This is a genomic window from Rhodococcus sp. 5A-K4, from assembly GCF_046097995.1.
Lineage (GTDB): Bacteria > Actinomycetota > Actinomycetes > Mycobacteriales > Mycobacteriaceae > Rhodococcus_F > Rhodococcus_F erythropolis.
Genome location: NZ_JBJURM010000012.1, coordinates 96,009 through 107,840 on the forward strand (window position 1 = coordinate 96,009; position 11,832 = coordinate 107,840).

An 11,832-nucleotide genomic window follows, 5' to 3' on the forward strand; every position below is an offset into this window, starting at 1 on the left:
CGTCGTCGTAGCGTCGAAGTAACGGCATGAATGTTGTCGGGCTCCGAGGTTGTTGGGCTCCGAGTACCAAAAATATTGAAGGAGAACGGTAATGAGTGAATCGACGGAAACGCTCGGGCTGGATCGTGAGCTGAAGGCCAAGCATCGGGCCATGTGGGGTCTCGGTAACTATCCGGCGGTGGCCACGCAGGTCATTGCGGAACTCGGGCCGGTACTGGTCGGCGAGTGCGGTGTGCAGAAGGGTGACCGCGTGCTGGACGTCGCGGCGGGGTCCGGCAATGCCGCCATTCCGGCGGCCGCGCTGGGTGCGCAGGTGATCGCCACTGACCTGGCTCCCGAATTGTTCGTAGCGGGTAAGGAGGCCGCTTCCCTCGCCGGAGTCGAATTGGACTGGCAGGAGGCCGATGCCGAGGCTCTTCCTTTCGGCGACAACGAGTTCGACGTGGTGCTTTCGTGCGTCGGTGTGATGTTCGCACCGCATCATCAGCGCGCCGCGGACGAACTTGTGCGAGTATGCCGACCCGGCGGAAAGATCGGAGTGCTGAGTTGGACTCCGACGGGATTCATCGGCGAGATGTTCAAAACGATGAAGCCGTACGCACCGCCGCCGCCTCCTGGTTCGCAGCCGGCGCCTTTGTGGGGCGATGAGAACCATGTTCGTGATCTGCTCGGCGATGTGGCCTCGAGGAAAGACGTACTTCGTGTGGACACATTCAGCGGGCCGGAAGAGTTCCGTGATTTCTTCAAGAAGAATTACGGGCCGACCATCGCGGTGTACCGGAACATCGCCGGCGATCCCGACCGAACGCAGGCGCTGGACCGCGATCTGCTCGAGTTGGCGGAAAGGTACGGCAGCGGAAGCGAACCGTTCACGATGGAGTGGGAGTACCTGCTGGTCACCGCGACGCCCGATGGGGGAGGTGCGTGATGACGACGGTCGAGTTCGCGCCACTGAAATCGGCGATCACAGGTTCTGTGTTCGGCCCCCGAGATCCGGAGTACGACGACGCCAGATCGATCTGGAACGGGCAGATCGATCATCGTCCGGCGGTGATCGCCAGGTGCCGGTCGGCGTCGGATGTGGCTGTGGCACTTGCATTTGCCAGAGCCCATTCGTTGGAGGTTTCGGTCAGAGGTGGCGGGCATTCCTACCGAGGCACATCGGTGTGTGAAGGCGGAGTGATGATCGATCTCAGTGCGATCAACGTAGTCAGCGTCGCCCCGTCAGCGAAGCGAGCCAGGGTCGGTGGTGGTGCGACGATCGCCGACCTCGACAAGGCGACGCAGGAACACGGGTTGGCGGTGACCGGCGGAGTGATCAGTGATACCGGCGTCGGTGGCCTGACACTCGGTGGTGGCATGGGGTGGTTGACCCGCACGCTCGGCCTGGCGATCGACAATCTGGTGTCGGCAGAGGTGGTGCTCGCCGACGGTTCGATCGTTCGAGCCTCCGAGAACGATCACAGCGACTTGTTCTGGGCACTGCGCGGTGGCGGCGGAAATTTCGGAGTGGTCACCGAGTTCGAGTACCGTCTGAGCGAGATCGGTCCGGAAGTGCATCTGGGACTGTTCTTCTGGGGGATGGAGGACGGACCCGCAGCGCTTCGTCTGTGCCGCGAGGTAGTGCCTGCCCTGCCGAGAAATGCGGGTGCGATGGTTGCCGTCAGTTTGTCCGCGCCGCCGGCGCCGTTTGTCCCGGATCAATTTCACCTACTGCCCGGATACGCTTTGCTGGTAGCCGGTTTCGGATCGGAAGTAGAACACTCGAACGCGATTGCGCCGATTCGAGAGGGCTTGCCGACGCTTTTCGAGTTCGTCACTCCGATCCCGTACGTCGGCTTGCAGTCGATGCTCGACGAATCGGAACCGTGGGGTGCGTACGCCTATGAGAAGGCTTTGGACCTGGTGGATTTCTCCGACGACGTGATCGATGTTCTGACCGAACAAGCGGGCAAGAAATCGTCGCCGATGTCCTTCATGCCGATCTTTCCGCTGCAGGGAGCTTTCACTTCCGTCGGCGAGGACGACACAGCGTTCGGTGGTTCTCGCACACCGCATTACGTGTGCAATATGACGGCGACGGCCACCGATGCCGGGACGCTGGAATTGGATCGATCGTGGGTGCGTGAGACCTGGGAAGCCTTGCGTCCGTTCTCGTCCAACCAAGGCGGGTACGTCAACTTCATGACCGACGTCGACGAGGACCGAGTGCGAGCTTCCTACGGCGCGGGGAAGTACGCGCGGTTGTCCGCAGTCAAGGCGAAGTACGACCCGGACAACGTGTTTCACCTCAATGCAAACATTCTGCCTGCGTGAAGCTTGTGCTCAGACCGTGAACACCAGTCAGGCGGTGAACACCAGGATGACGACGATCAGTGCGGCCAAGACGATGACGGCGACCATGCCGGTCATGGCGAGGGGAGCCCACGCGACTACCTTGTCGCGGGTGCTGGCATCGGCGGGTCCGGTCGGCATCCGCGGCGGCCAGGAGAACATGTCCATCGGACTGGGAACGTTTCGCAGTGGCGTGTTCTGTTGCACTGCAGGAAGTCCGGTGACCGTGGAGCCGGTCAGGCGATTGCGGCGGTGTGGGTCGGCGAGTTGTGTGGTGCGGTGAGCCCAGGCCGGCACGGCGCCCTCGGACGAGTAGACGGGAGCGTCGATCAACTGATCGATCGTGCCGCCGCCGGTCGCGGCTGCGGCGAGCGCGTCGCGTGCCTGAGCCATCGTCGGCCGACGGGTCGGGTCCGGCTCGAGGAGCTGAAGGAGAACATCGGTGAGCGGTCCAGACTTGGTGGGTCGGTAGATCTCGGCCTTGGCGACACGATGCAGTAGGGCGATGGCGTCCGAGTCGATGCCGAAGGGCGGTTGGCCCTCGATCACCGTGTAGAGCGTCGACCCGAGTGAGAAGACGTCGCTGGCCTCGGTGGGGTCGTCGCCGCGGGCAACTTCGGGTGCGAAGTACGCGGGAGTGCCGGTGATGACCTCGTCCTGGGTGTCGGACACGTCGCTCTTTGCGCGGGCGATGCCGAAGTCGCTGATCTTGACGGTGCCGAGGGACTTGCCTCGGTCGGCGATCAGGATGTTGCCGGGTTTGATGTCGCGGTGGACGATGCCGGCGGCGTGCGCTTCGGTGAGTGCCGCAGCGATCTGTGCGCCGATCTGCGCGACTTCGAGTGGTGGCAACGTGTCCGCCAGGTTCATGGCCTGGGCGAGGCTGCGGGCCGGGAAGTACTCCATGACCAGCCAGGGTTCGCCGGACTCGATCGCGACGTCGTACATGGCGATGGAGTGGGGATGGGTGAGCTTTGCGGCGTTCCTGCCCTCGCGCAATGTACGTTCGCGGACCTCTTCGGCCGTTTCGGTGTCGAGGCCTTCCGTACTTGTGACCTGTTTCACCGCGACATCGCGGCTGAGGAGGGTGTCGCGGGCCAGCCAGACGGCGCCCATCCCTCCGTCGCCGATCTTGGAGCGGAGTCGGTACCGCCCCGCCAGCAGGTATTCGGGCCCGATGCCCCTCCCGGTCTGCTCTTGAGCTGTCACATCTCAAGGTTAATGGATTGATGCCACTGTGACGCTCGAGGCTCCTGTGAACTGGGTTTTTGGCTCTGCTTGACGTGTCGGGGGTGACACGGTTTACTGAAAACAGTTCGAAAATATGTTCGAAATTGCTGTTCGTTGGATGCATGTCAGACCCGACTTCCCCGCGGTTTGCCGGCTGGTTATGGATTGCTGCCGAGTGAGTTTTTCCGGTGTTCCGGAGGATGGGGATGACCGAGGTGACCGAGTTGGTAGAGCTGTCGGCAGATGCGGCGGGGTTGTCCCGTCAGGATCGGCTGGCACAGCTCCGCCGACAGATCGCGTCCATTCCCTCGCGAGGCGATACGTCGTTTTCGGGACCGAGTGTTTCCGGGCCCGGTGTTTCTGTGGCCGGTGTTTCTGTGGCTGGTGTTTCCGGGACAAGTGCAGCGGCCTCCGAGAGTGTTGCCGACCGGGACAGGCCGGTCGTGGACCGTGCGCACAAAGCCGGTGTCCTCCCGGTGCCGGAGGGTATCGCCGCATTGTTACCGCAGGGCGGTTTGGTGCGCGGAACCGTGGTGTCCGTCGAGGGCGCAGCGTCCTTGCTTTTGGGATTGGTCGCGTCGGTGACGGCGTCCGGAGGATATGTTGCAGTCATCGGGCAGCCTCGACTGGGATTGCTGGCGGCGTACGAGATGGGTGCGCAACTGGAACGTCTGGCACTCATTCCGGCGCCTGGGCCGGATCCGGTCGAGATCGCCGCCGTGCTGCTCGACGGTATGGATCTGGTGATTCTGGGATTGGCGGGTGCGTCGGTATCCCCGTCGCGTGCGCGGGCGGTGGTCGCACGTGCTCGGAGCAAGGGCTCGACTCTTGTTGTCACCGAAGGTCACTGGGACGGAGCCGAGGTTCGGTTGGACGCTCGGGTTCATGGCTATGGTGGGTTCGGTCAGGGCCGGGAGTTGGGGCGTGGACGGCTCAGTTCCCTGAGCCTCGCGGTTCGTGCTCGGGGGCGCTCGTTCCAGCCCCGGACCACGCGTCTGGACATCTGCAGTGCAGCCGGGCGGGTCGAGTGGGTACCTTCTCGGCCGGTTGAGGATGTGTCGTCGCAGGTGGTGTCGGAGCAGGTGATGCCGGAGCAGGTGGTGTCGTCGCAGGTGGTGTCACTGTGAGCAGAGTTCTGGCGTTGTGGTGCCCGGACTGGCCGGCGGTGGCAGCGGCAGCGCTTGCCGATCTTCCGGCCACACATCCCGTCGCGGTCACTTCGGGTAATCGGGTGATCGCATGTTCGGCGACGGCTCGTGCGGAGGGAGTGCGACGAGGCCTGCGCCGACGCGAGTCGCAGGCTCGCTGCCCGGAACTGTATGTGGCGATGGCAGATCCGGAACGCGATGCAAGATTGTTCGAGCCGGTGGCCGCGGCCATCGACGCGGTGGCACCGGGCGTCGAGGTACTCCGTCCTGGTTTGTTGGTGCTCAGCGCGCGTGGTGTCAGTCGGTACTTCGGTTCTGAGGAAGCTGCGGCGGAACGATTGGTGGATCAGGCATCTGCTGCGGGTGTCGAGAGTCAGGTGGGGGTGGCAGATCAGCTGTCCACGGCGGTCATTGCCGCGCGCCGGGCAGCGTTGGTGCCGCCGGGGGAGGGGGCACGGTTTCTGGCGCCGCTACCCATGCCGGAGTTGGCGGCCGAACCCAGCCTGTCTGCACCGCATCGCGGGGAGCTGGTGGATCTGCTGCGCAGGCTCGGGATCAGAACCATCGGTGCTTTTGCGGATCTACCGGCAGTGGACGTCGCTTCGCGTTTCGGTGCCGATGCGGTGCTCGCGCATCGTGCGGCGCGCGGTGAACCCGAACGGCCACCGTCGGCGCGGACACTTCCGCCGGACCTGGAGGTGGAGCAGCATTACGATCCGTCGATCGAGCGGGTGGATGCCGCAGCGTTTGCCGGGCGCGCCTTGGCGAGTCTCCTGCACGACAAGTTGTCTGCTGCCGCGGTGGCGTGCACCCGTCTGTCGATTTCGGCCAGTACGGGTAACGGTGAAAATCTTTCTCGGACTTGGCGTTGCGCCGAACCTCTGACGCCGGAGGGAACGGCCGATCGAGTGCGATGGCAACTGGATGGCTGGCTCACCGGGCGCAGTGAGACCCGGCCAACCGCAGGCATAGCCGTGTTGCGTCTGGAACCGGTGGAGGTGGTCAGTGCCGGCGCTTTGCAGTTGGGGCTGTGGGGCGGTGTCGGCGACGAGGAGGAGCGAGCCAGGCGAGCATTGGTGCGCGTGCAGGGTCTTCTGGGTGGCGAATCGGTTCAGGTCGGTGTCCTGAGCGGAGGTCGAGGGCCCTTGGAGCGAATTACCTTGTTGCCCTTGGGTGACGAGCGGGTAGCTACCCATGATCCGACAGCCCCGTGGCCGGGCCGTCTGCCACAACCGTCTCCGGGGTCGATCTTCGTCGACAATCCCAAGGTGTGGCTGGGGGATGTGGCCGGTAACGCCGTGTACGTCACTGAGCGCGGTGTCTTCAGTTCGCAGCCGGGAAGGCTGAAGTGGGGGAGCAAGGAATGGGCAGTGCAGGGGTGGGCCGGGCCCTGGCCGGTTGACGAGCGATGGTGGGACGCTGCCTCGGCACGCACGGCGGCGCGGGCTCAGGTTCTGTTGGAGGAATCGCGTGCGCTGCTGATGATCTGTGAAGGCGGTGGATGGTCGGTGGAGGGTGTGTACGAATGAGCTCGCAGGTATAGCTAGCTGTACCCGCCTGGTCGAGTCGACTGTACGAACAGTAGGGGCGTTGGCACCATCGTCATGCCGTCGCTCGGCTCCTAGCGTTGATGACATTCAAAAAGTAACCGTTGCAATGATTCTCACCGTTGCAACTCTTTACGAGGAGTGTCATGGCAACGGCGGGTCGACCTGAAGTTTCCGGAACCGATCGACTTCACTACGAGCAGACGGAGCTGCACGACGCACAACTTCTGGCGTACGACGAGTCTGGCGAAGGCCGGATCGTGGAGGTGTTCGGCGATGTCGCCACAGCCGAGCACATCGTCATCTTCGTGCCGGGCAACGACAACGGATTGGGAAACTACTTCGACGAGAACCGTCCGACAGGACCACGAGCGAGCGGATGGACACTGGGAAGAATGCTCCGAACGCTCGGACGGAACGACCACGTCGCGGTGATCGTGTGGGTCGGTTATCGGACGCCGTGGGGATTTCTCGAGTCGTTCTCGCGGACACTCGCAGAACGCGGTGCGATCGATCTGGCGCGATTGACACGCATCCTGCCGCATTCGGCGCATGTGACGCTCGTCGGACACAGCTACGGGGCCGTGGTGTGCGGACTCGCCCTCCCGTCGGCGCGAGTAGACGATTGTGTGGTGCTCGGTAGCCCGGGGATGGGGACCAGTTCTCGCGAAGACCTGTGCTTTGCCGGAAATCTCTGGGCCGCGCTGGGGCCGTCGGACTGGATTCGGTATTTCCCACGCGTGAAGATCGGTCGCCTCGGGCACGGCCCGTCTCCAGTTCGGGCGCAGCACGGAGCTGTTGTTTTCGACACCGGTGCCATTCGAGGGCATTGTGGATACTTCGCCGATGCAAGCGAGTCGCTGCGCAACATCGCGAGGATCGGGCTCGGTCGCTACGACGAGGTCACGCGGCCAGGGCAGTTGCCGCCTCGGCTGACAGCTTCAGCAATCCACGAGGACAGGTCTATCCTGGGAACTCGTGAGTGTCGCTAACGTACGAAGTGCCGGCGGGGTCCAGATCAGCTACCGCGATTCCGGCTCGCATCCCAGTGTTGCCGATCTGCCTCCGGTAGTCCTCGTGCACGGAATGGGTGGCGACAGCGGTACCTGGGACAAGTTCGCGCGGACCTTGCGATCACGCAACCGGCGAGTTGTCTCGGTCGATCTTCGCGGCCACGGCCGGAGCGCTCGGGCGTCGTCGTATCTGTTCGACGAGTTCGCCGACGACGTCATGGACGTGTGTGATCATCTCGAACTCGATCAGGTGGATCTCGTCGGCCATTCGCTCGGCGGGCACGCGGCGTCGTTGATCGCGCAGAAACGACCCACCGTGGTGCGGAAGTTGGTCATCGAGGAAGCGCCGTTGCCGCTACGCACAGGTGACGCAGAACAGGTATTCGCGAGGAAATTGCCGAGTGTGCCAGAACTGTGGCATGCAACAACAAGTCTGGTGCGGCACCCGCGAGCTGCGCTGACGTTCGATCGCTCGATGACGCGGTCCGCGCTCGAGCAGTTCCGCCGACCGGATCCGCAGTGGTGGGATCGGTTGCCGCTCATCGAGGCTGACATGTTGTTCCTGCGTGGAGGTCTGGGCGGGATGGTGGATCCCGATCGCCTCGACGCTGTTGCCGCCACCGTCGCGCGCTGCGAATTGGTCTCGTTCCGTACCGGCCACAGTGTCCATCGCGACGGCCATCGCCAATTCGAATCCGTTGTGTTGCCGTTCATTTCCTGAAAGCGCAATACTCGATCAGTTCCGGCAAGAACCCATCCGCTACGCGTGCGGCACCGAATGTACTTCCATGCATACCAACGGCAACGACTGGTCCGCACACGAATACGTCGACGCGGTAGCACGATCCGTTCACGGTGAGACCGTCCGATGGCCGCAGGGACCGAGTATGGATGCGGTGATCGTTCTGCCAGTTCATGCCCGAAACCATCCGGGGAAGAACGCGGTTCTGCTCTGGAATCACGACTTCGGTTGGTCGTGGGGTGTCGAGGAGGCTGACGTGCGAAGGACGATTTCGATTGTCGACCCTCTCGGTATCGGCCGGACACCGGATCCGCTGCGCTGCGCGGATCGAGTCATCGAACTGATCAGCGCCGAGGCAGTTTGCTCGCGCATGTGTAGCGAACACTGATTCGGTCAACTCTGGGGCCACAACGCCTCCGAGAGGACGACGCCCGTGAACCCAGAGAACGTTCCTGCCTCGCACTGTCATTCATTGCCGCGCCGGACGTTCCTCGGTGGCGTCGGTGCTCTTGTCCTCGCCGGAGTGGCAGACGTGGCAACCGGCGCGGCGAGCGCGGCGCCGGCGAAAGCATCGCCCGCCGATCGGTTTCCGCAGAAACCCAACATCGTTGTCATCATCACCGATCAGGAGCGCCGGCCGATGTATTGGCCGCAGGGCTGGGCTGATCAGAATCTGCCCAACCGCAAGAGGATTGCCGATCACGGGCTGACGTTCGACCAGGCAGTGTGCAATACCGCGATGTGCTCGCCCAGTCGTAGTACGTTCTTCACCGGCCTCTTTCCTGCGCAGCACAGGGTCACCAGAACCCTCACCGAAGGCGGCACTGTCTCACCCACCGAGCCACAGTTACAAGTCTCCGAGCAGAACATGGCAAAGCTGCTGGCGTCGGCCGGCTACAACGTTCAGTACCGGGGGAAGTGGCATCTGAGCAAAGGCGTCGAGGGTGGTGATCCGACAAGTGACGATGTAGCGGGATTCGGCTTCGAAGGGTGGATTCCCCCCGACGCGGGTCAGGACACCAATCCGGACCACTTCGGTGGCGGGTGCGCCGACCATGATCGCCGTGTTGCCGAGGAGGCAGTCGATTTCCTCTCCGGATCTGCGGTCACATCCGGGCAGCCTTGGGCGCTCATCGTCTCGTTCGTGAACCCACACGACGTCCTCGCGTACCCCCAGACCTGGAATGCGATGAACGGAACGTGCGACAACTATGGATCGGACGCGCCAGGCGCCTTCGAGCAGGGGATCGACTTGCCGCCCACTTTCGACGAGATCCTGGCACTCAATCACAAACCGACAGCGCAGGTTCAGTCGGAATTGCTACTCGCAGCCGGGCTCGGGCCGCTGCTCGGGCCTGATCAGGCACGCAACTACATCAACTTCTACGCCTACATGCACAAGGTGGTCGACGAACACATCGGCAGCGTGCTCGACGCGATCGAAGCCACCCCGCAGATGCTCGACGACACCGTGATCGTACGGATGTCCGATCACGGTGAGATGGGGATGAGCCACGGAGGTTTGCGGCAGAAGGTGTTCAACGCCTACGAGGAAACGCTGCGCGTTCCACTGGTCATCAGCAACCCCTTGCTGTTTCCCGAACCCGTTCGCACAGACGCCTTGGCGTCGTTGATCGACGTGATGCCCACTCTCGCCACTCTCGCCCAAGCGCCAGCGCGTGAATCGTGGAACTTCTCGGGTACCGATCTGACACCGGTCATCATCAACGCTGCCGCCTACCCCCACGGTCCCAGCGCGCAGGTTCAGGACACGATTCTGTTCACCTACGACGATCAGAATTGTGCGACGCCCGACGGTCAGAACATCGTCACGCAGCCCAATCACATCCGCTGCATCCGGGAGAGCCGGTGGAAGTACACGATGTACTTCGATCCTGCGGGAGTTGCTGCGCCGCAATACGAACTCTACGACTTACAAGCCGACCCCTTGGAACTGAACAATCTAGCCAATCCGCTCAATATCGGCTCGTATCGGCCGGATCTGGCGGCTCAGATGAACGCCAAGCTCTTCGCAGTGATGGAGACCAAGGGCGTTTCTCTGAAGGAATAGATCGAATTTCGCCAAAACTGATTCACGTTTCAGTTCTGCGGGCATGCTGATGGGGCATCTGTCTTCGGTTCGGGAAGAAGGAATGTCATGACTGTCACCTCGCCGGGGCGAGAAGGTTTCAGTACTCTTCGGTCGGGAGGGTTGAACTGGGATTCGTTCCCACTCCGATTGTTCACCAAGGGAAATGCCAAATTCTGGAACCCAACCGACCTCGATTTTTCCCAGGACGCTCGTGACTGGCGGGAGCTGACCAGCGAGCAGCAGCGCAGCGCCACCTTCCTGTGCGCGCAGTTCATTGCCGGTGAAGAAGCCGTCACCGAAGACATTCAACCGTTCATGAAAGCGATGTCGGCTGAGGGGCGATTCGGCGACGAGATGTACTTGACGCAGTTCTGTTTCGAGGAAGCCAAGCACACCCAGGTCTTTCGGCTGTGGATGGACGAAGTGGGATTGACCAGCGATCTGCATTCCTACGTCGCTGACAATCCGTACTACCGGCAACTGTTCTACGAGGAGTTGCCTTCGTCGCTACGCATTCTCGAGACGGATCCGAGTCCGGTCAACCAGGTGCGTGCCAGCGTCACGTACAACCACGTCATCGAGGGCAGTTTGGCGTTGACGGGCTACTACGCCTGGCAGAAAGTCTGTGCGACGCGCGGAATCCTGCCTGGCATGCAGCAATTGGTGCGAAAGATCGGTGACGACGAGCGACGGCACATGGCTTGGGGGACGTTCACCTGCCGAAGGCACGTAGCCGCCGACGATCACAACTGGGACGTCGTCCAGCAGCGGATGGGTGAACTCATGCCCATGGCACTCGGAATGATCAACTGGGTCAACGATCAATTCGAGGTGCAGCCGTTCGGTTTGGACAATCAGGAGTTCCTCGAGTACGCCGCAGACCGTGCGCAGCGCCGACTTTCGGCGATCGAGTCCGCGCGCGGGCGCGACGTCGCCGAGATCGACCTCGACTATTCGCCGGAGACCCTCGAGGAAAAGTTCGGGGCGGAAGATGCCGCTGCGATGAGTGAGGCGGCCAAATGACAGCGAATTCTACTGGGGCCAAGCCGAGTTCTGGATGACCTCGACAAAATCGATGTGCCGAAATCCCGGCACAAAATGTTCGAGTACGTCAGCGTTGACCGTCCCGAATGTACTTTCGGGACGGTGCTTGAAGCCTTCGGTGAAAGCCTTCAAGATCTGATTCTTGAAATCCGGGCGCGGGTGAGCCTCGGTGACGGCGTCAATGTCGGCCTGGTCGAGTTCGCTGTATCCGATTCCGAGTACATCGGTCTCCACACCCGCTGTCACCAAGGCGATTTCGGGTTCCAATCGGGAGGGGATCTCGGGCGTCGTGTGCAGAGCGATGCCTTCCCACACTGTGCGGATGTCGGTTTCGTCGACTCCGTAGCCGGTGAGGAATCGCCGCGCTTCGTCGGCGCCGTCCAATTCGAAACGTGACGTACTGTCCCGGAATTTCTCGGTGAGCCCCAGGTCGTGGAACATGGCGCCGACGTAGAGCAATTCGGGGTCGGCCTGCAGACCCAGACGCGCTCCTTGAAGCGATCCGAAGAGGAAGACACGTCGCGAGTGGTGAAACAGTAACTCGGACGCCGTATCTCGTACCAGCTCGGTGGCGTCGGCAGCCATCTTCGAATCGGGGATTTTCACACCGGCAATGATCGTGGTCATCGGTACCTGCTTGCTCGTCGTTGCTGCGAATTTCTCGGTCTATCCCAGTGTCGGT

The 11,832-nt window shown here is 62.4% G+C and carries 11 protein-coding genes; 9 read left to right on the forward strand and 2 right to left on the reverse strand.

Annotation, left to right across the window (positions count from 1 at the left end):
* Positions 1-91 precede the first annotated feature (91 nt).
* Both ACKAMS_RS17450 and ACKAMS_RS17455 read left to right on the forward strand, forming a co-directional pair.
* Positions 92-928 (forward strand): class I SAM-dependent methyltransferase, encoded by an 837-nt coding sequence (locus ACKAMS_RS17450; RefSeq protein ID WP_019747605.1) that lies wholly within the window; start codon positions 92-94, stop codon positions 926-928.
* Entirely contained in the window at positions 928-2,316 is a 1,389-nt protein-coding gene (locus tag ACKAMS_RS17455) for an FAD-binding oxidoreductase (protein WP_019747606.1), read from the forward strand. The genes ACKAMS_RS17450 and ACKAMS_RS17455 overlap by 1 nt, the downstream gene beginning before the upstream one ends.
* A gap of 27 nt (positions 2,317-2,343) precedes the next feature.
* Here ACKAMS_RS17455 and ACKAMS_RS17460 read toward each other — a convergent pair whose 3' ends face one another.
* Positions 2,344-3,543 (reverse strand): serine/threonine-protein kinase, encoded by a 1,200-nt coding sequence (locus ACKAMS_RS17460; protein ID WP_020906948.1) that lies wholly within the window; start codon positions 3,541-3,543, stop codon positions 2,344-2,346.
* Positions 3,544-3,770: 227 nt separating this feature from the next.
* Between ACKAMS_RS17460 and ACKAMS_RS17465 the strand changes: the two genes are divergently transcribed.
* The 7 genes from ACKAMS_RS17465 to ACKAMS_RS17495 all read left to right on the forward strand — a co-directional run bounded on the left by ACKAMS_RS17465 (position 3,771) and on the right by ACKAMS_RS17495 (position 11,129).
* Positions 3,771-4,691 carry a hypothetical protein gene (locus tag ACKAMS_RS17465; protein ID WP_408989297.1) on the forward strand — a complete coding sequence of 307 codons (921 nt, stop codon included), beginning with the start codon at positions 3,771-3,773 and terminating at the stop codon, positions 4,689-4,691.
* Entirely contained in the window at positions 4,688-6,241 is a 1,554-nt protein-coding gene (locus tag ACKAMS_RS17470; protein ID WP_029254945.1) for a DNA polymerase Y family protein, read from the forward strand. Before ACKAMS_RS17465 ends, ACKAMS_RS17470 begins: the two co-directional genes overlap by 4 nt.
* Before the next feature lie 164 nt (positions 6,242-6,405).
* Complete coding sequence (locus tag ACKAMS_RS17475) at positions 6,406-7,251, forward strand: alpha/beta hydrolase (protein ID WP_097387591.1); 846 nt, start codon at positions 6,406-6,408, stop codon at positions 7,249-7,251.
* Positions 7,238-7,993, forward strand: a complete 756-nt coding sequence (locus ACKAMS_RS17480) for an alpha/beta fold hydrolase (protein WP_020906952.1) — start codon at positions 7,238-7,240, stop codon at positions 7,991-7,993. Before ACKAMS_RS17475 ends, ACKAMS_RS17480 begins: the two co-directional genes overlap by 14 nt.
* A gap of 67 nt (positions 7,994-8,060) precedes the next feature.
* Positions 8,061-8,402, forward strand: coding sequence for a DUF6292 family protein (locus tag ACKAMS_RS17485; protein ID WP_020906953.1), 342 nt, complete (start codon positions 8,061-8,063; stop codon positions 8,400-8,402).
* A 45-nt stretch (positions 8,403-8,447) separates the two neighbouring features.
* Entirely contained in the window at positions 8,448-10,085 is a 1,638-nt protein-coding gene (locus ACKAMS_RS17490) for a sulfatase-like hydrolase/transferase (RefSeq protein ID WP_408989298.1), read from the forward strand.
* Between the two features lie 87 nt (positions 10,086-10,172).
* Positions 10,173-11,129 carry a R2-like ligand-binding oxidase gene (locus tag ACKAMS_RS17495; protein ID WP_408989299.1) on the forward strand — a complete coding sequence of 319 codons (957 nt, stop codon included), beginning with the start codon at positions 10,173-10,175 and terminating at the stop codon, positions 11,127-11,129.
* A gap of 9 nt (positions 11,130-11,138) precedes the next feature.
* Here ACKAMS_RS17495 and ACKAMS_RS17500 read toward each other — a convergent pair whose 3' ends face one another.
* Positions 11,139-11,777 carry an HD domain-containing protein gene (locus tag ACKAMS_RS17500; RefSeq protein ID WP_408989300.1) on the reverse strand — a complete coding sequence of 213 codons (639 nt, stop codon included), beginning with the start codon at positions 11,775-11,777 and terminating at the stop codon, positions 11,139-11,141.
* Positions 11,778-11,832: the final 55 nt, after the last annotated feature.